We start from the raw sequence: 18,424 nt of genomic DNA on the forward strand, positions 1-18,424 counted from the left end.
CCCCCTCGGTGCCCCGTGAATTCCCCGACCATCGCTGCGAGCTTGCGCGACATCACCGCCCGCGAGATCAAGACCGGCGAGCTCTTGCGCGCGTTGATCGTCGTCGGCCCCATGGTCGCCGCCTATTTCATCGCGCGCGAGACTGCGCTGCTCAACCTCGGCCTGGTCGCGGTCTCGCTGCTCATTCCCGCGCTCAGGCAGCATTTTCCGCCGAAAGTCGTTGTGTGGCATTACCTCGCCATCCTCATCACTTTCGCCGCACTCTTCCTGGCCGCCCCGATCAAGCCGCTCTTTGTGGTGCTGACGGCGCTTGCCGGCTTCCTAGCAGTCGCGGGAACGCGCTATGGCGAACACATCCGCACACTCGGCAATTGGGTGTTCATCCCCGCCGTCTATCTCGCTTGCGAGGTGCGGGAGGGCGTCAGCGCCTCGGAAGCGATGCGTCATGCCGGCCTGATCATCATGTCCTCGCCGGTCGCGCTGGCGCTGGTCTGCGCTATCCAGATCTACGACCAGCGACGGCACGGCAATGCCGCGACCTCGTTCGGCTCCCCCGCGGCGGAGTGGTTTCTGCCCGCCACCGCAACCGCCATGGCGGTCTTTGCCGCGGCAGCCCTGGTCGAGATCCTCAACCTTGAGCAGGGACAGTGGGTGATGTGGTCGGCCGCAAGCGTCGTGGTCGGCGATCTCACCGCGTCCACCGGCAAGCTGAAGCAGCGGGCGATCGGCGCCTTGGTCGGCGTGCCGCTCGGCTTTCTCGCCGGTCTGGCCCTGCCGCAAAGCCGCGTCGGATACGCGATTGCGGTCCTTGCCGCCACCCTCACCCTGATCTCGTTCTCGCGCTACATCGTCGGCTTCGGCCTGCGCTGCTTCTTCATCGCGCTCGCGGCATCCTTTGCCGGCGGCGCCGGCGGGATCGCCGAAGAGCGCATCATCAACGTGCTGATCGGCGGCACTTTCGGCCTCATTGCCGTGGCCCTGACCGAAATCGTCTGGCTGCGCGTCGTGCGAAAGGTGCGATCGTCCGGGTGACGGAAAATGAACGCCGCACCGCCTGATCGAATGCGCCAATCTGTCTCGCCTGCCGCCCATGGCGGCGCCAGCCCGATGCAGTAGGTTCGGCCAAAATCAGGAGGGAATCATGTCTGCCAAATTCGATCGCCGCCACTTCATCGCCGCCGGTACCACGGCACTCGCGCTGCCCTTCGTTGCGCGCAGCGCCTCGGCGCAAGGCACCTGGCCGTCGCGGCAGATTCGCATGATCTGCAGCTATCCTGCCGGCGGCCAGACCGATTTGCTCGCGCGCGCCTATGGTGAATTCATCTCCAAGCAAGTCGGCAAGACCGTCGTCGTCGAGAACAAGCCCGGCGCCGCCGGCGCGATCGGCACGGCGGAGGTCGCCCGCGCCGAGCCCGACGGCCACACCATCCTGTGCTCGATCTCGACCACCTACATCATGAACCGCGTGGTGATGAAGAATCCCGGTTACGACATGGACAAGGATTTGACGCTGGTCAGCGTCATTCCGGGCGCAGGCCTGCTGCTCGTGGCGAACCCGAAAACGGGTGTCAAGACGCTGGAGGATTTCGTCGCCTTCGCGCGCAAGAACGGCAAGGTGAATTTCGGCACCTACAGCGCCGGCTCGGCGCCGCACATGACGATCAACGAGCTGAACAAGCAGTACGGCCTCAACATCGAGCCGGTGCATTATCGCGGCGAAGCCCCGATGTGGACGGGCATGCTGGAAGGCACGCTCGATGCCGCCATGGGCAGCTACACGGCGGCGCAATCGGTCCTGCAGAGCGACCGCGGCACTGTGTTCGCGGTGCATTCGAAGAAGGTCGACGCGATCCCGGCCGTCAAGACACTGCCCGAGCAGGGCGCGACGTCGAAGTTCTTCACAGTGAGCGGCTTCTCCGGCTGGGCGGTGCCGAAGGCAACCCCGCAGCCGGTGGTCGTTCGCCTCGCCGAGCTCTGCGTCGCCGCCAACAATGATCCGAAGGTGAAGGAGGTGCTCGCAACTTTCGTGCTCGAACCTGCGATCGGCTTCAAGGAAACCAACGAGCTGTATCAGCGCGAGCTGCCGATCTGGATCGAGAGCGCAAAGTCGCTCGGCCTCGAGCCGGCCTGAGCCTCGCGGCACGGCGGGCAGGCTCCCCTGCCCGCCCGGCGCCCGACCAAAGCCTAGTGTCGGAAATCCATTTGCCGGCTAAGATGGTGCGCTGCCGCCGGAAGAGCGGCGCGGACGAGAAAGTCGATCGCATGAAACCCGATGCCGTCGCCGTGGCCGCCCTGGTCATTCTGCTTTTTCCGATGGGCTATTTCCTGCTGGCATCACCAGCTTTCCTGCTCGTGAAGCTCGACATCCCTCCGGTCACCCAGCTGTTGCGCGGGATGTTCAACATCCAGTTCAGAATGATGAGTGTTGCCGGCGTCATCGGGACCGCGGCATTCCTCGTCGCCGGTCGGCCGCTTTTCGCAATCGGCATCGGCCTGATCGCGGCGTTCGCGATCTGGGGACGCAAATGGTTCATGCAGCGGATGGACGACCAGCTCGACGCCAGGGACGCGGGCGATAGCGACGCCGTGCGGCGGCTACGCCGGCTGCACTGGAGCGGGATGCTCTGCAATGCGGTCCTGATCGCGGCCATCGTGGCCAGCATTCCCTACGTGGCCATGACCGCGTGAGAGGATTGCGCGCGGTCTGCGACCGCCGCTCATGGCGAGCCGCTCACGCCGCCTAATTCTGGTCCACGGCGGCTACAGCGCCCTGCTGTCCCTTGTGGATCGAGGACGGCACCACGCCGAAGTATTTCCGGAACACGCGGCTGAAATGCGATGAGCTGGAGAAGCCCCAGGAGAACGCGACATCGGTGATGGTCTTGCCGCCGTGCGCCTCGAGCTCCTGGCGGCAGTTCTGCAAGCGGGCCTGCCAGATGTAGTCGCTCACCGTGGTGCCGCGCTCGGAGAACAGCATGTGCAGATAGCGCTTGGAGCAGCCGAGCTCGGCGGAGATCTGGTCGATGCACAGATCCGGATCGCGCAGATGCTCGCGGATGAAGAACTGCGCGCGCACATACATCGCCTCGGGCCCGACGCGATCGAACATCGTGTCGGCTTCGCGCAGCGGCAGCAGCAACAGGTCGATCAGCGAATCGGCGACGCCGACCGCGCTGTTCGCCGACAGTTTTGCCGCCTCGTCAAAGGTGGCATGGACGAAATCGTGGGCGATCCGCCCCGTGCCCGTCTTCGCCGACAGCTTGCAGGCCGGCATCCGCTGCGAGGGAAATCCGCGGTCGCGCAGCAGCGCCTTCGGCACGATCACCACGTCGTGGCGCGTGAAAGCGGGACTGATGATCGAATGCGGGCAAGAGACGTCATAGGCGATGATGTCGCCGGGATTGATTTCGATATGGCGGCCTTCCTGCTCGAAATAGGACACGCCGTAGGTCTGGAAGTGGATCTTGATGTACGGGTGTTCATTGGCCCTGGCGCGCGCCAGCGTGTGCGCAATGCGATGCTGGCTGACCTCGATCTGGCAGAGCTTCAGGCGCGAGACGCTGGTGTAGTCGATGCGGCCTTCGAGCGAGGTCGCCTCCAGCGGATCGACGTCGAAATACCCGCACAGGCTCGTCAGCCCGTCGATCCAGCTCTGGATCTGCCGCTTCGGCGTCATTCCGGTCGTCGAGAGCGTGTGAATTGTGTCGGACATTAATCCAGCCACTGGTTTGATCCGGAGCTTCGACGCGAATCGCAACCAGCGCTGCTGGAGCCCTCGGCCGTGATTGCGTGACGTTTACCTCGAAATTGAGCGGTCTTTTGCAACGAGCGCCATCGTTCCATTGCCACTCTTGAAACTTAATCCTCCGCCTTAGTTGCAGCGCCGTCAAGGGGAACCTGAGCGTAGAACCTGGTCCCACAACGGTGCGGAAGCCGCTGAATTCGCTACTGCAAAATCAAAATCTTCGCGTCCGTGCGCTGTCGAGCAAACCGCCTTCTCTCTTGGGCAAGTTTCCCGATGGCGAAGTCGTTAGGAATTGCGGCAGGAACAACAAGAACGGGCCGCTCCTGCACGTGGACCCGTGGCTCTCATCAGGAGGAGAAAACCCACAGCATCGTTTCTGGTCCCAATCGTGACCGCCCTGCACGAGCAGACGCCGGACGAGAAGCCCGGTGATTAAGCAATGCTTCGGAAACAATAAACGAGACCAACGGAGGAATAACTATGCGCAAGGTGCTACTGGCGACCTTTCTTGGCTCCGCGGCGGCTCTCGCCGTCGGGGGCGCGTCCGCCAATGACGAGCTGAACAAGATGTCGCAGAACCCGAAAGACTGGGTGATGCCGACCGGCGACTACGCCAATACCCGCTATTCCAAGCTGAACCAGATCAACGCACAAAACGTGGGCAAGCTCCAGGTCGCCTGGACCTTCTCGACCGGCGTGCTGCGCGGCCACGAAGGCGGTCCGCTGATCATCGGCAACATGATGTACGTCCACACGCCGTTCCCGAACAAGGTCTACGCCATTGACCTTTCCAACGAGAACAAGATCGTCTGGAAGTACGAGCCGAAGCAGGATCCGAACGTCATCCCGGTGATGTGCTGCGATACGGTTAACCGCGGCCTCGCCTTCGGTGACGGCAAGATCTTCCTGCACCAGGCCGACACGACCCTGGTCGCGCTCGATGCCAAGACCGGTCAGGTCGCATGGACCGCCAAGAACGGCGATCCCGGCAAGGGCGAGACCGGCACCTCGGCGCCGATGGTCGTCAAGGACAAGGTGCTGATCGGCATCTCCGGCGGCGAGTTCGGCGTGCAGGCCCACATGTCGGCCTACGACATCAAGACCGGCAAGCTGGCCTGGCGCGGGTTCTCCGAAGGGCCGGACGACCAGATCCTGGTCGACGACAAGACCACTGCGCTCGGCAAGCCGGTCGGCAAGGACTCGAGCCTCAAGACCTGGCAGGGCGATCAGTGGAAGATCGGCGGCGGCGCCACCTGGGGCTGGATCTCCTACGATCCCGAGCTGAACCTGATCTATTACGGGTCGGGCAATCCCTCGACCTGGAATCCCAAGCAGCGTCCCGGCGACAACAAATGGTCGATGACGATCTGGGCACGTAACCCGGACACCGGCGTTGCCAAGTGGGTCTACCAGATGACGCCCCACGACGAGTGGGACTACGACGGCGTCAACGAGATGATCCTCTCGGATCAGTCGATCAACGGCCAGGCCCGCAAGCTGCTGACGCATTTCGATCGTAACGGCCTCGGCTATACGCTCGATCGCGCCTCCGGCGAGCTTCTGGTCGCCGAGAAGTACGATCCGAAGGTGAACTGGACCTCCGGCGTCGACATGGACAAGAACTCGGCGACCTATGGCCGTCCGAAGGTGCTCGACGCAGCTTCGACCGACAAGGCCGGCGAGGACCACAACGTGAAGGGCATCTGCCCGGCCGCGCTCGGCACCAAGGACGAGCAGCCGGCGGCCTACTCGCCGGACACGCAGCTGTTCTACGTTCCGACCAACCACGTCTGCATGGACTACGAACCGTTCAAGGTGAGCTACACCGCGGGCCAGCCCTATGTGGGTGCGACGCTCTCGATGTATCCGCCGGCTGGTGAAAGCCACATGGGCAATTTCATCGCCTGGGACGGCAAGACCGGCAAGATCGTCTGGTCGAACAAGGAGCAGTTCTCGGTCTGGTCGGGTGCGCTCGCAACCGCCGGCGGCGTGGTGTTCTACGGCACGCTCGAAGGCTATCTGAAGGCGGTCGACGCCAAGACCGGCAAGGAGCTCTACAAGTTCAAGACTCCCTCCGGCATCATCGGCAACGTCACGACCTATGAGAACGGCGGCAAGCAGTATGTCGCAGTGCTCTCGGGTGTCGGTGGCTGGGCCGGCATCGGTCTCGCCGCAGGCCTGACCGATCCGACCGCCGGTCTCGGCGCAGTCGGCGGCTACGCAGCCCTCAGCAACTACACGGCGCTCGGCGGTACGCTGACCGTGTTCTCGCTGCCGGCGAACTAGCCCTCCCTTCGTGTCGCTCCGGCGCGTGGATCAACTCCACGCGCCGGCTCGTCTCACCTGATGTCTGCGAGGACAAATCTCTTGCGTAAAATCTGCTCTGCTCTTGCTGCGATCATCTTCGTTGCTTCGGGGGGAATTGCTGCTGCGGAAGGTCCGGGAGACCCGACCGCCGTGAAGAAGGAAGACGACGGAAAGTGGCTCGATAAGGAAGGCAACCCGACCTACAAGATCACCGACGGCACCGTGGACTGGTTCACCTATTCCGGATACCGCCGCTATCACTCCGACTGCCACGTCTGTCACGGCCCCGACGGCATGGGGTCCACCTACGCACCGGCGTTGAAGGACTCGGTCAAGACCATGAGCTACGGCGACTTCCTCGGCGTCGTCGCCTCGGGCCGCAAGAACATCTCGACCGCGCAGGAGAACGTGATGCCGGCGTTCGGCGACAATCCCAACGTCGCCTGCTACATGGACGATCTCTACGTCTATCTGCGCGCTCGCTCCGACGAGGCGTGGGGCCGGCAGCGCCCCTCCAAGAAGGAGGACAAGACGGAGGCCTATACCAAGGCGGAAGACGCCTGCATGGGCCATAAATGAACGTTACGGGGACTGCCAAGACTACTTCTTGGCGTCCTTTCGAGAATTTGAGGAGTTACCTATGAAGACACGTGCCGCCGTTGCTTTCGAAGCCAAGAAGCCGCTCGAGATCGTCGAGCTCGATCTGGAAGGACCGAAGGCCGGCGAAGTCCTGGTCGAGATCAAGGCGACGGGCATCTGCCATACCGACGCCTACACGCTCGACGGCTTCGACAGCGAGGGAATCTTCCCGTCGATCCTGGGACATGAGGGTGCAGGCATCATCCGCGAGATCGGCCCCGGCGTGAGCTCGGTGAAACCGGGCGACCACGTCATCCCGCTCTACACGCCGGAATGCCGGCAGTGCAAAAGCTGCCTCAGCCAGAAAACCAATCTCTGCACCGCGATCCGCGCGACGCAGGGCAAGGGCGTGATGCCCGACGGCACCAGCCGCTTCTCCTACAAGGGCAAGCCGGTCTACCACTACATGGGCTGCTCGACCTTCTCGAACTTCACCGTGCTGCCGGAGATCGCAGTCGCGAAAATCCGCGAGGACGCGCCGTTCGACAAGAGCTGCTACATCGGCTGCGGCGTCACCACCGGCGTCGGCGCCGTCGTCAACACCGCGAAGGTCACGCCGGGCTCGAACGTCGTCGTGTTCGGCCTCGGCGGCATCGGCCTCAACGTGATCCAGGGCGCCAAGATGGCCGGCGCCGACAAGATCATCGGCGTCGACATCAACGACGCCAAGGAGGAGTGGGGCCGCAGGTTCGGCATGACCGAGTTCGTCAATCCGAAGAAGGTCACGGGCGACATCGTCCAGCATCTCGTCGGCCTCACCGACGGCGGTGCCGACTACACCTTCGACTGCACCGGCAACACCACCGTGATGCGCCAGGCGCTCGAAGCCTGCCATCGCGGCTGGGGCACCTCGATCATCATCGGCGTTGCCGAATCCGGCAAGGAGATCGCCACCCGCCCGTTCCAGCTCGTCACCGGCCGCAACTGGCGCGGCACGGCGTTCGGCGGCGCGCGCGGCCGCACCGACGTGCCGAAGATCGTCGACTGGTACATGAACGGAAAGATCCAGATCGATCCGATGATCACCCACGTGCTCAAGCTCGAAGAAATCAACAAGGGATTTGACCTCATGCATGAGGGCAAATCCATTCGTTCCGTCGTCGTGTACTGAACCGGAAAACGTCACCCCCAAGGAGGATCGACCCATGACTGTTGCACTCCACCCATCGATCGACAACGGCCTCAAACAAGGCAGCGGCAGCTTTGCCGGCGGCACCCTCGCCTGCAAATGCAAGGACCATCAGGTCAAGGTCGGCATCAAGGGCGACGTCGCCCACAACCACGCCTGTGGTTGCACCAAGTGCTGGAAGCCCCAGGGCGCGACGTTCTCCGTCGTCGCCGTGGTGCCGCGCCAGAACGTGACCGTGCTCGAGAACGGCGACAAGCTCCAGATCGTCGATCCCTCCGCGGTGATCCAGCGCCATGCCTGCAAGGCCTGCGGCACGCACATGTACGGCCGCATCGAGAACAAGAACCACCCGTTCTACGGCCTCGATTTCATCCATCCCGAGCTGTTCCAGGAGCAGGGCTCGCAGGCGCCGCAATTTGCCGCCTTCGTCTCCTCGGTGATCGAATCCGGCGTCAAGCCGGAGCAGATGGCCGGCATCCGCTCGCGGCTGAAGGAAATCGGGCTCGAGCCCTATGACTGCCTGTCGCCCGCGCTGATGGACGCGATCGCGACTCACGTGGCGAAAGCCAAGGCGGCTTAAAATATGGCGGCTTGAAAGAAGGCGGCCTGATCAAGGCAGCCTGAACACAGACCCTGCCCGTCCGCTCGCTGGCCCGACCAACGCTAGTGCAGCGGGCGGGCCCGGCCCTGGGACGAATCGCGGCGATGCAGCCGCCTCTGTACGGCGCGTAGCGTGAGGGCCATCAGCTCCTCAGTCCTGGTCTCTGAATGACTGCGCAGTGCCGCCAGCTTCCCGTTCGAAGTCTACGGCGCTGCGTTTCTCCCTCCCTCGACTGAGGCATCCTGCTTCGTCCGCGCAGTCTTTCTGGCGGACGAAGCTTTTTTCGTTGCAGGCCGTATTTGCGGAAGCGCGGCACGATGTCGCGCCAAGCTTTTGACAAACCTCCGATGCAATCTTTTCCCGGTGAGAACACTCGGCTGTGAACGCCGGGCCGGCGCGATCCCTGCTAGGGTCGCGCCGTCACGATGCCGCACGACGTTCAATCAAACAAGAACAACACGGGGAGGTATCGCGCACATCCAGACATCGCCATCGGCGTTCCTGCTTCCCTCCGGGATTTGCCCGCGCGGGATAACGGCGGGACGTGAAGGCACGACGCACGAACCACCGCCGGCCATGCCGGCGGGTTTGAATTAAACATGCTTATGAAGAGCGAGGGACGATCATGATCAAGGTGAAGATCAACGGCCAGGAACAGAGCTGGGACGGCGACCCGGATCTCCCGCTACTCTGGTTCCTGCGCGACGAGGCCGGGCTCACCGGCACCAAATTCGGCTGCGGCCAGGCCCTGTGCGGCGCCTGCACCGTCATCGTGGACAAGGAAGCCGTGCGCTCCTGCATCACGTCGATCAACGACGTCGCCGGGCGCGAGATCACGACGATCGAAGGATTGCATCCGAACGGCGATCACCCCGTGCAGAAGGCCTGGCGACAGGTCAACGTGCCGCAATGCGGCTTCTGCCAGGCCGGCCAGATCATGCAGGCCGCAGCGCTGCTGATGGACAACCCGAAGCCGTCGCACGAGCAGATCCGCGAAGCCATGGCCGGCAACATCTGCCGCTGCGGCTGCTACCAGCGCATCGAGAACGCCGTCCATCTCGCATCGACGGGAGTGTGACATGAATTTCATCGACAATCCCCGGAAGCTTCGTGGCTTCGAGAAGAACATCAAGGTCGAGAAGGTTTCGCGCCGCAGCATCCTGAAGGGTCTCGGCATCACCGGCGGGTTCGTGCTCGCCGCCCCCGTGATGACGCGCCAGGCCTTTGCCTACGAGACCGGCGCCGGCAAGATGCCGCATGGCGTCGTGGTCGATCCGCGCGTGTTCGTCGCGGTCGCGCCCGATGGCACCGTCACTATTCTTGCCCACCGCTCCGAAATGGGCACCGGCGTGCGCACCAGCCTGCCGCTGATCGTGGCCGAGGAGATGGAAGCTGACTGGTCACGCGTGAAGGTGCAGCAGGCCCATGGCGACGAGGTCAAGTTCGGCAACCAGGACACCGACGGCTCGCGCAGCACGCGGCATTATCTGATCCCGATGCGCCAGATCGGCGCCTCCGCCCGCACCATGCTGGAGCAGGCCGCAGCCAAGCGCTGGGGCGTGCCGGCGACCGAGGTCAAGGCCGTCAACCACGAGGTCGTCCACAGCGCCAGCGGCCGCAAGCTCGGCTTTGGCGAACTCGCCGCCGACGCCGCCAAGGAATCGGTGCCGAGCATCGAAGGCCTCAAGCTGAAGGACCCGAAGGACTTCCGCTACCTCGGCAAGGGCCAGGTCGGCATCGTCGATCTCCACGACATCACCACCGGCAAGGCGCGCTACGGCGCCGATGTGCGACTGCCCGGCATGAAGTATGCCGTAATCGCGCGCCCGCCCGTGACCGGCGGCACGCTGGTCAATTTCGATCCGGACGCGGCGCTGAAAATTCCCGGCGTCGAGAAGGTGATGAAGGTTCAGGGCTGGCCGTGGCCCTCGAAATTCCAGCCGCTCGGCGGCGTTGCCGTGATCGCGCGCAACACCGGCGCGGCGATCAAGGGCCGCGACGCGCTGAAGCTGACCTGGGACGACGGCGCCAACGGCAAGTACGACTCGGTTGCCTACCGCAAGGAGCTCGAGGAGGCCGCGCGCAAGCCGGGCCTCGTCGTACGCCAGGAAGGCGACGCCGACGCCGCGCTCAAGAGCGCCGACAAGGTCATCGTCGGCGAATATTATCTGCCCCACCTCGCCCATGCCAGCATGGAGCCGCCGGTCGCGGTTGCCGACGTCAAGGGCGACAAGGCGGAGATCTGGGCGCCGGTGCAGAGCCCCGGCGGCACCCGCGAGGACGTCGCCAAGACGCTCGGCATTCCCGAGGGCAACGTCACCGTCAATGTGACGCTGCTCGGCGGCGGCTTCGGCCGCAAGTCGAAATGCGACTTCGCGCTCGAGGCCGCGCTCCTCTCGAAGGAGCTCGGCGCCCCCGTGAAGGTGCAGTGGACGCGTGAGGACGATGTCCATCACGACTTCCTGCACACCGTCTCGGTCGAGCGTATCGAAGCGGGGCTCGACAAGAGCGGCAAGGTGATCGCCTGGCGCCACCGCAGCGTGGCACCGACCATTGCCTCGACATTCGCAGCCGGTGCAAACCACGCAGCGCCCTTCGAGCTCGGCATGGGCCTCGTCGACATGCCGTTCGAGATCGCCAACATCTCTTGCGAAAATCCGGAAGCCGCGGCCTTCACCCGCATCGGCTGGTTCCGCTCGGTCTCGAACATCCCGCGTGCGTTCGCGGTGCAGTCGATGGTCGGCGAGATCGCCGCTGCGACCGGCCGCGACCAGAAGGAGACGCTGCTCGCGCTGATCGGCAGCCCGCGCATTGTCAAGCCGGCGGTGAAGGACATGTGGAACTACGGCGAGCCGCAGGACAGCTACCCGATCGACACCGCGCGCCTGCGCAAGGTTGTCGAGCTGGTCGCCGAGAAGGGCGAATGGGGCCGTCAGGTACCCAAGGGCCACGGCCTCGGCATCGCCGTGCACCGCAGCTTCGTCAGCTACATCGCAACGATCGTCGAGGTCGCCGTCGACGACAAGGGCAAGCTGACGGTACCGCGGGTCGACACCGCGATCGACTGCGGCGCCTATGTCAACCCCGAGCGCATCGCCTCGCAGATCGAGGGCGCGGCGATCATGGGCTTGAGCCTCGCCAAATATGGCGAGATCACCTTCAAGGACGGCAAGGTGGAGCAGAAGAACTTTGACGACTTCCAGGTCATCAGGATGGACGAGTCTCCGTTGGTGACCAACGTCTATATCGTCCCGCCCGGACCCGACACGCCGCCAAGCGGCGTCGGCGAGCCCGGCGTTCCCCCCTTCGCGCCGGCACTGATGAATGCGATCTTCGCGGCGACCGGAAAGCGCATCCGAAATCTGCCGCTCGGCAAGCAATTGGAGGCGTAGAAGAAAGGAACACAAGCGGCCTCGCGCCGTTTCCATCGATCTGACAGGAGCAGATCGATGACCAACATCTCAAGGGCGCTCGCAGTCTCGTTGCTGTCGGGCGCCTTTTTCTTGCCCGCCGCGGCTGCGTTCGCGCAGAGCACCGCCGCGCCGCCGACCACGGCGACGCGCCCCACCTCGCCGGATCAGAACTCTCTTCCCAACGCGACCGCACCGCCCGCTTCGACCACCCAGACCACCGGGCAGAGCAGCAGCGATCCCAAGGTTCAGGAGATGAACCAGAAGGAAAAGGACAAGGTGGACAGGCAGGGGAAGTAGTGGTCTTCGCGGACTGACCTTCTCTCGCCGTCATGGCCGGGCCTGTCCCGGCCATCCACGACCTTTGCCGCAGACCTGAGAACGTGGATGCCCGGGACAAGCCCGGGCATGACGAATGCGTCGCAACGGCCGCGATCCCGTCGCTCGCGCAAAATGCGGCGGACGTTGCCGTCCGCCGCATTTGCCCCCTGACGCTCCGCGCATTTCGATCCGCCCGCGGAGCTTATTTCTTCAGCGCGAACACCCAGATCACGCCGCCCTGCGGCACGTTGGACTCGATGCCGATATTGTTGGTGGCGAGCGCGTCCTGGATGCGTTGCGCGTCCACGCCCCATCCCGACTGGATCGCGATGTATTGCGTGCCGTCGATCTCATAGGACACCGGCATGCCCATGATGCCGGAATTGGTCTTCTGCTCCCACAACAGCTCGCCTGTCTTGGCGTTGAAGGCGCGGAAGTTGCGGTCGTTGGTGCCGCCGGCGAAGACGAGATCGCCCGCGGTCGCCGTCACCGAGCCGAACAGCTGCGATTTCGGGAAGTTGTGCTGCCACACCTTCTTGCCGGTGACGGGATCCCAGGCCTGCAGCTCGCCGAAATGATCGGCGCCGGGCTTGGCCTTCAGGCCGATGTCCTCAGGCTTTGTGCCGAGCCAGAGCTCGCCGGGCTTGAGCGGGAGTTTCTCGCCGGTGAACCCGCCGCAGAAATTCTCGTTGGCGGGCACGTAAACGAGGCCGGTCTTCTGGCTGTAGGCCGCCGACGGCCAGTCCTTGCCGCCCCACAGCGACGGGCAGAACTCGACGCGCTTGCCGACGACCGGCTTGTGCGCGGGATCGACGATCGGCTTGCCGCTCTCATCGATACCCTTCCACACGTCGGTTGCGACGAACGGCCAGCCGGCGACATAGTTGATCTTGGTCGGGGTGCGCTCGAGCACCCAGAAGATCGCGTCGCGGCCCGGATGGATCAGGCTCTTGATGTTGCGGCCATCACGCTGCAGATCGACCAGGATCGGCGCTTCGACCTCGTCCCAATCCCAGGAATCGTTCTGGTGATACTGGTGATAGGTCTTGATCTTGCCGTTGCTCGGATCGAGTGCGAGCACCGACGAGGTGTAGAGATTGTCGCCGGGATGCATCTCGCCGGGCCATGGCGCGGCGTTGCCGACACCCCAATAAATCGTCTTGGTGTCCTTGTCGTAATTACCGGTCATCCAGGCCGAGCCGCCGCCGTTCTTCCAGTCGTCGCCCTGCCAAGTGTCATGGCCGGGCTCGCCTTCGCCGGGGATGGTGAAGGTCCGCCACAACTCCTTGCCGTCCTTGGCATCATAGGCGGCCACGTAGCCGCGCACGCCGAACTCGCCGCCGGAGCCGCCGACGATGACCTTGCCGTCGACGATCAGCGGCATCAGGGTCATGTACTGGCCCTTCTTGTAGTCCTGCACCTTGGTGTCCCACACCACCTTTCCGGTCTTGGCGTCGAGCGCGACCACATGATCGTCGGTGGTGGCAAGATAGAGCTTGTCCTCCCAGAGGCCGACGCCGCGGCTGGTCGGATGCAGCTGGAATAGATCGTCCGGGAGCTGCCGCTTGTAGCGCCAGTACTCATCGCCGGTTTTCGCGTTGATCGCGATCACCTGCCCCATCGGGGTCGCCACGAACATCACGCCGTTATTGACGATCGGCGGCGCCTCATGGCCTTCGACCACGCCGGTGGCGAAGGTCCAGACCGGCGTGAGGCTCTTCACGTTCGAGGTGTTGATCTGGTCGAGCGGGCTGTAGCCCTGCCCGTCATAGGTGCGCCGATAGAGCATCCAGTTGCTCGGTTCCGGATTCTCCAGGCGCTGCTGGGTGACTGGTGCGTAGTTCTCGATCGGGCCGGCGATTGCTGCGGTCGAGGCAAGACACGTGAAGGCGACGAAGCCGGACAGCAACCATTGCTTCCTGGTCATGGACGTTCCCCTTTTTCATCCGTTTGAATTCTTGTTTTGAATTCTTGTCGTTCGTCCCGACGTCCGCCCGTCGGCGGATGCGGCCTCTCGTGACGCGGGCATACCCCGCACCGTCCATCATCCTGGCTGCACGCCACCTACCTTTCCCAAGAAGTTGCCGGCAACACTGAGCGAACCGTCAGCGAGCGACAGCGGCAGCGCCGCGAGCCGTCGCGGTGCCGGCCCGAACACGACCTGCGCGCCCGCGCGGGGATCGTATTCGGAGTTGTGGCACATGCACTTGAACACGTCCTTGTCGCCGACATCGCTCTTCACCCAGGCGGTGACCGGACAGCCGGCATGCGAACAGATCGCCGAATAAGCGAGAATGCCGTCGACGGCACGCGCCTTGGTCTGTTCGTCGAGCTCGGCCGGATCGAGCCGAATGATGAGGATCTCGTTGAGGCGCGAAGCGCTGCGCACGACCGACGTCTTGGGATCCTTCGGCCAGGCATGCACCGGCGGCCCGCCGGCTGGCAGATCGGCCGCGGTGATGAGCTTTCCTTCCTGCTCTCCCTCGGAGAAAACAAGCTGGTCGCCCTTCTGCGGCCGCTCGTCCGAACCGGGTGGATCCTCGCCGGCATGCGCTTGCGCGGAACAACCGAGACAGGCGGTGGTGGCGAGCGCACCGAGCAGCAGCGTTCGCCGCGTCTGCTCCACGCCCGCGTCGACTTCAGGTTCCGCGGTGCTCTCGGACGATGATGAAGTGTTGTTGATTGATGCGCGCGCCATGCACGCTAGCAGGCGCTGGAACTCTGCCGAAAACAAGGCGAAGAATTGGCACCGCAGTGCATCAATATGTCTTTGCTCGTTTTGATTGAATGCGAATAAGCGAATTCAAGCGCGTTTTCGCAAATGCTACGTCACACCGCGCGAGCGGCATGATGATTTTGCAGATCAGACCGATGATGTTGGAATTGGTGCAGCGCGTTGTTAACAGCGCGCTGCAACCTCGAAGCGATTCAACTGCACGTTTTAAAGGCAGCTTCGCCGTGGTCAGGACCTGAGCACGTGACGCGGCGAAGCGATGCGGCCGGCGATCGTCGCCGATGCCATTTCAAAACTGTCGGCGATACGCCGCGCCTTGTCGATGAAGAGCGCAGCCGCCGCAGGCGGACAGACCTCGCGCGTGGTCTGTTCGAACAGGTCGAGCCAACGATCGAAATGATCCCCGATCAGGCTCAGTGGCATATGCGCCCGCATCGGCGAGCCGTGATAGCGGCCGCTCATCAGCACGACCGACGACCAGAAATCCCTGAGCTTGTCGAGATGCTCATCCCAATTCTGCACGACCGCGAACACCGGCCCGAGCAGCGTGTCCTCGCGGACGCGTCCGTAGAAGCGGGTGACGAGTTCCCCGATCATCTCTTCGGTGATCCCGGTACGCTCGATCGCATCCCGGGTCAGCAGGTTCCGCCGCGCGGCCGCAGCTTCCCGCTCGGCCTTCAGTCGATCCGACATGTCCTTCGTTTTCCGTTTCGTTGTTCCCGCGAAGCCGCCCGTTCGACATTGTCGGGCCCATTGCGCGCGGCGTCTTTGTCGCAGCGCAAATTGCGGGATCGAGCGGCGGGCGTTTTGGAGCCCACCGCCGGCGCCAATATCAGGCGCTGTAGGTGTAAAAGCCCTGCCCGGTCTTGCGGCCGAGATGGCCGGCATCGACCATTTCCTTGAGCAAGGGGGCCGGACGATATTTGGGGTCGTTGAAGCCCTTATAAAAGACCTCCATCACCGACAGCATGGTGTCGAGGCCGACGAGATCGGCCAACGCCAGCGGCCCGATCGGATGGTTGCAGCCGAGCTTCATGCCGGCGTCGATCTCTTCCGCCGTCGCGATCCCCTCCTGGAGCGCGAAGATCGCCTCGTTGATCATCGGGCACAGGATGCGGTTGACGGCGAAGCCCGGGCTGTTCTTCGCGGTGATCGCCACCTTGCCGACGCGCTGGGCGAAATCGAGCGCCTTGGCGTGGGTGTCGTCCGAGGTCTGCAGGCCGCGGATGAGCTCCAGCAGCGCCATCACCGGAACCGGGTTGAAGAAGTGCATGCCGATGAAACGGTCCGGGCGATCGGTCGCGGCGGCAAGCTTGGTGATCGAGATCGACGACGTGTTGGTCGCAACCAGCGTGCGCGGCGACAGCGAAGCGCAGAGGTCCTTCAGGATCTTGACCTTGAGCTCCTCGTTCTCGGTCGCGGCCTCGATGACGAGGTCGCAGTCGGAGAGCTTGGCGCGGTCGGTGGTGCCGGTGATGCGCTTGAGCGTCGCATCGCGATCGGCAGCCGACATCTTCTCCTTCTTGACCAGGCGCTCGAGGCTGCCGCCGACGGTCGAGATCCCGCGGTTCACCGCCGCATCGGAAATATCGACCATCACGACCGAAAGCCCGGCCGCCGCGCAGATTTGCGCGATGCCGTTCCCCATGGTCCCTGCCCCGATGATGCCGACGGTCTGGATCATTGCCTCTTATCCTTCATCTTTGCGGGCGTGCCGGTAGCGGCCCGGCCCATTGTTCCTGCATCAGGGTCTAGCACCGCCCACGGGCGGGTGCGACCTGATCCTGCCCCTTCCTTAAAGCATCCATGGCCGGAATAAAGCCGCCCGTCCGCGGCGAAAGGCCATGAATTGGCGCTTCCGCGGCCGGTTTTGCCCGGATTTTGTGCCGTTTCCCGCCCGACGGACGGAGGCTGCGGGGACCGGGCCTGATCGGCTGAGGCCGCGTCTCAGGGAAGCCGGAGCACCTTGCCCGGATTCATGATGTTCTTGGGGTCGAGCGCCTGCTTGATCGTCCGCATGATGTCGAGCTCGGTCCTGGAGCGGTAATGCGCGAGCTCGTCGAGCTTCTCGATGCCGATGCCGTGCTCGGCCGAGATCGAGCCGTCCATGGCGGTGATGAGGTCGTTGACGGCCCGCGTGATCGCCGCGGAATACTGGCCAAGCGTGGCGCGATCCATGCCCTTCGGACCCATGAAGGAGAAGTGCACGTTGCCGTCGCCGATGTGACCGAGTGGATAGGGACGGATCGTCGGCAGGATGTCGAGAATGGCCTTGAGACCCTTGTCGATGAACTCGGGAATCCTGGAGATGGCTACCGACACGTCGTAGCTCAGGCCCGGCCCCTCGGCGCGCGAAGCCTCGGCCACGCTCTCGCGAATCCGCCACATGTTGCGCGACTGCGCGTCGGTTTGCGCGATCACCGCATCCAGCACCCGGCCCGCCTCGAGCTGGTCGGCCAGGAACAGCTCCATCTTCTCCGACATGCCGGTGCCGCCGCCCGGCCGCGGGCGCGCCGACGACCATTCGAGCAGGAGATACCATTCGGTCTCTGCCTTGAGAGGATCCTGGGTCCCGGGAATATGGCGCAGCACCATGTCGGTGCAGGCGCGACTCATCAGCTCGCAGGAGCCGACATTGCCGTCGGATGCCGCATGCGCCTCCGACAGGAGCTCGATGGCTGCCACGGGATCGCGGATCGCAAGCCACGCCGTGCACACATCCTTCGGCGCCGGCCACAGCTTGAGCACCGCCTTGGTGATGATGCCGAGCGTCCCTTCGGCGCCCATGAACAGGTGCTTGAGGTCATAGCCCGTGTTGTCCTTCTTGAGCGCGCGCAGCCCATTCCAGACTTCACCATTGGCCAGCACCACCTCGAGACCGAGCACCAGATTTCGCGCGTTGCCGTAACGCAGCACCTGCACGCCGCCGGCATTGGTGGAGAGATTGCCTCCGATCATGCAGGAGCCCTGGGCACCGAGGCTGAGCGGAAACAGGCGGTCATGACGCGCAGCCGTCTCCTGCAGCGTCTGCAAGATGCAGCCCGCCTCAACGGTCATGGCGTAGCCGACGGCGTCGACATGCAGCACATGGTTCATGCGACCGAGCGACAACACAATGCCGCGGTGCGCAGGCCACGGCGTGGCGCCCCCCATCAAGCCGGTGTTGCCGCCCTGCGGCACGATCGCAACGCCGTTGTCATGGCAGAGCTTGACGACGGCGGAGACTTCCGCAGTGCTGGCCGGACGCACGACCGCCGCGGCCTGCCCCGCCAGCTCGCCGCGCCAATCGGTCACGAACGGCCGTTTGTCATGCTCGTCCAGGATCAGGCCCTTGTCACCCACGATGGCGCTCAAGCGGTCGAGAATGGCTGGTGTCACGGGCGCGGACGGAATCGAGGGAGCGGTCGGAAGGGCTGCACCCGGCATGGTTTCCTCTCTTTGCGGCTCTTCCGCGCAGCCTTTTGGCGGCGCGCCGGCCTTCATTATCGTTTTCAAGTCTAGACGTTTGCGTAACGAGCCTAGCATGAAGATCGCACTT

General features: G+C 64.0%; 16 protein-coding genes. 10 read left to right on the forward strand and 6 right to left on the reverse strand.

The genetic code is table 11. From position 1 onward, the window contains the following. The first annotated feature begins 15 nt into the window (after positions 1–15). The 3 genes from VGR99_RS38790 (at position 16) to VGR99_RS38800 (ending at position 2,688) form a co-directional block, all read left to right on the forward strand. On the forward strand, positions 16–1,032 hold the full coding sequence (locus tag VGR99_RS38790) for an FUSC family protein (protein ID WP_326905220.1): 1,017 nt from the start codon (positions 16–18) through the stop codon (positions 1,030–1,032). A 109-nt stretch (positions 1,033–1,141) separates the two neighbouring features. Further along, positions 1,142–2,131 carry a tripartite tricarboxylate transporter substrate binding protein gene (locus tag VGR99_RS38795; RefSeq protein ID WP_326905221.1) on the forward strand — a complete coding sequence of 330 codons (990 nt, stop codon included), beginning with the start codon at positions 1,142–1,144 and terminating at the stop codon, positions 2,129–2,131. Positions 2,132–2,262: 131 nt separating this feature from the next. Next, the gene (locus VGR99_RS38800; RefSeq protein WP_326905222.1) at positions 2,263–2,688 is read left to right on the forward strand and encodes a hypothetical protein; all 426 of its coding nucleotides are present in this window, start codon (positions 2,263–2,265) and stop codon (positions 2,686–2,688) included. 52 nt (positions 2,689–2,740) lie between these two features. Here the strand turns inward: VGR99_RS38800 and VGR99_RS38805 are convergent, their stop codons facing one another. Then, positions 2,741–3,712 (reverse strand): helix-turn-helix domain-containing protein, encoded by a 972-nt coding sequence (locus VGR99_RS38805; protein WP_326905223.1) that lies wholly within the window; start codon positions 3,710–3,712, stop codon positions 2,741–2,743. A gap of 513 nt (positions 3,713–4,225) precedes the next feature. Between VGR99_RS38805 and xoxF5 the strand changes: the two genes are divergently transcribed. The 7 genes from xoxF5 (at position 4,226) to VGR99_RS38840 (ending at position 12,131) form a co-directional block, all read left to right on the forward strand. Next, positions 4,226–6,031, forward strand: a complete 1,806-nt coding sequence (xoxF5, locus tag VGR99_RS38810) for a lanthanide-dependent methanol dehydrogenase XoxF5 (RefSeq protein ID WP_326905224.1) — start codon at positions 4,226–4,228, stop codon at positions 6,029–6,031. A gap of 111 nt (positions 6,032–6,142) precedes the next feature. Continuing rightward, positions 6,143–6,631, forward strand: coding sequence for a c-type cytochrome, methanol metabolism-related (locus VGR99_RS38815; RefSeq protein WP_326905292.1), 489 nt, complete (start codon positions 6,143–6,145; stop codon positions 6,629–6,631). 61 nt (positions 6,632–6,692) lie between these two features. Continuing rightward, on the forward strand, positions 6,693–7,802 hold the full coding sequence (locus VGR99_RS38820) for an S-(hydroxymethyl)glutathione dehydrogenase/class III alcohol dehydrogenase (protein WP_326905225.1): 1,110 nt from the start codon (positions 6,693–6,695) through the stop codon (positions 7,800–7,802). A gap of 34 nt (positions 7,803–7,836) precedes the next feature. Further along, positions 7,837–8,400, forward strand: a complete 564-nt coding sequence (gene gfa, locus VGR99_RS38825; RefSeq protein WP_326905226.1) for an S-(hydroxymethyl)glutathione synthase — start codon at positions 7,837–7,839, stop codon at positions 8,398–8,400. Between the two features lie 646 nt (positions 8,401–9,046). Continuing rightward, positions 9,047–9,499, forward strand: a complete 453-nt coding sequence (locus VGR99_RS38830) for a (2Fe-2S)-binding protein (protein ID WP_326905227.1) — start codon at positions 9,047–9,049, stop codon at positions 9,497–9,499. A 1-nt stretch (position 9,500) separates the two neighbouring features. Continuing rightward, on the forward strand, positions 9,501–11,813 hold the full coding sequence (locus VGR99_RS38835; protein ID WP_326905228.1) for a xanthine dehydrogenase family protein molybdopterin-binding subunit: 2,313 nt from the start codon (positions 9,501–9,503) through the stop codon (positions 11,811–11,813). A gap of 57 nt (positions 11,814–11,870) precedes the next feature. Continuing rightward, positions 11,871–12,131, forward strand: a complete 261-nt coding sequence (locus VGR99_RS38840; protein ID WP_326905229.1) for a hypothetical protein — start codon at positions 11,871–11,873, stop codon at positions 12,129–12,131. Between the two features lie 223 nt (positions 12,132–12,354). On the opposite strand, the gene VGR99_RS38845 is transcribed toward VGR99_RS38840, so the two are convergent. From VGR99_RS38845 to VGR99_RS38865, 5 genes are all read right to left on the reverse strand, one after another. Then, positions 12,355–14,079, reverse strand: a complete 1,725-nt coding sequence (locus VGR99_RS38845; RefSeq protein WP_326905230.1) for a methanol/ethanol family PQQ-dependent dehydrogenase — start codon at positions 14,077–14,079, stop codon at positions 12,355–12,357. Between the two features lie 117 nt (positions 14,080–14,196). Beyond that, positions 14,197–14,850 carry a ubiquinol-cytochrome c reductase iron-sulfur subunit gene (locus tag VGR99_RS38850; protein ID WP_326905231.1) on the reverse strand — a complete coding sequence of 218 codons (654 nt, stop codon included), beginning with the start codon at positions 14,848–14,850 and terminating at the stop codon, positions 14,197–14,199. Between the two features lie 264 nt (positions 14,851–15,114). Then, a complete protein-coding gene (locus VGR99_RS38855) occupies positions 15,115–15,579 on the reverse strand; it encodes a group III truncated hemoglobin (RefSeq protein ID WP_326905232.1) in 465 nt (154 codons plus the stop codon). Positions 15,580–15,718: 139 nt separating this feature from the next. Further along, the gene (locus VGR99_RS38860) at positions 15,719–16,570 is read right to left on the reverse strand and encodes a 3-hydroxybutyryl-CoA dehydrogenase (RefSeq protein ID WP_326905233.1); all 852 of its coding nucleotides are present in this window, start codon (positions 16,568–16,570) and stop codon (positions 15,719–15,721) included. Between the two features lie 263 nt (positions 16,571–16,833). Beyond that, positions 16,834–18,312: an FAD-binding oxidoreductase gene (locus tag VGR99_RS38865; protein WP_326905234.1), complete on the reverse strand. Its 1,479-nt coding sequence runs from the start codon at positions 18,310–18,312 to the stop codon at positions 16,834–16,836. Positions 18,313–18,424 lie beyond the last annotated feature (112 nt).

Origin of the sequence: Bradyrhizobium sp., from assembly GCF_035935975.1 — a bacterium.
In the GTDB taxonomy this organism is placed as follows: Bacteria; Pseudomonadota; Alphaproteobacteria; order Rhizobiales; family Xanthobacteraceae; genus Bradyrhizobium.

Coding starts and splice junctions, on each gene's coding strand:
- VGR99_RS38795 (WP_326905221.1), top strand. CDS start 1,142: ATGTCTGCCAAATTCGATCGCCGCCACTTCATCGCCGCCGGTACCACG.
- VGR99_RS38800 (WP_326905222.1), top strand. CDS start 2,263: ATGAAACCCGATGCCGTCGCCGTGGCCGCCCTGGTCATTCTGCTTTTT.
- VGR99_RS38805 (WP_326905223.1), bottom strand. CDS start 3,712: ATGTCCGACACAATTCACACGCTCTCGACGACCGGAATGACGCCGAAG.
- xoxF5 (WP_326905224.1), top strand. CDS start 4,226: ATGCGCAAGGTGCTACTGGCGACCTTTCTTGGCTCCGCGGCGGCTCTC.
- VGR99_RS38820 (WP_326905225.1), top strand. CDS start 6,693: ATGAAGACACGTGCCGCCGTTGCTTTCGAAGCCAAGAAGCCGCTCGAG.
- gfa (WP_326905226.1), top strand. CDS start 7,837: ATGACTGTTGCACTCCACCCATCGATCGACAACGGCCTCAAACAAGGC.
- VGR99_RS38830 (WP_326905227.1), top strand. CDS start 9,047: ATGATCAAGGTGAAGATCAACGGCCAGGAACAGAGCTGGGACGGCGAC.
- VGR99_RS38835 (WP_326905228.1), top strand. CDS start 9,501: ATGAATTTCATCGACAATCCCCGGAAGCTTCGTGGCTTCGAGAAGAAC.
- VGR99_RS38840 (WP_326905229.1), top strand. CDS start 11,871: ATGACCAACATCTCAAGGGCGCTCGCAGTCTCGTTGCTGTCGGGCGCC.
- VGR99_RS38845 (WP_326905230.1), bottom strand. CDS start 14,079: ATGACCAGGAAGCAATGGTTGCTGTCCGGCTTCGTCGCCTTCACGTGT.
- VGR99_RS38850 (WP_326905231.1), bottom strand. CDS start 14,850: ATGGCGCGCGCATCAATCAACAACACTTCATCATCGTCCGAGAGCACC.
- VGR99_RS38855 (WP_326905232.1), bottom strand. CDS start 15,579: ATGTCGGATCGACTGAAGGCCGAGCGGGAAGCTGCGGCCGCGCGGCGG.
- VGR99_RS38860 (WP_326905233.1), bottom strand. CDS start 16,570: ATGATCCAGACCGTCGGCATCATCGGGGCAGGGACCATGGGGAACGGC.
- VGR99_RS38865 (WP_326905234.1), bottom strand. CDS start 18,312: ATGCCGGGTGCAGCCCTTCCGACCGCTCCCTCGATTCCGTCCGCGCCC.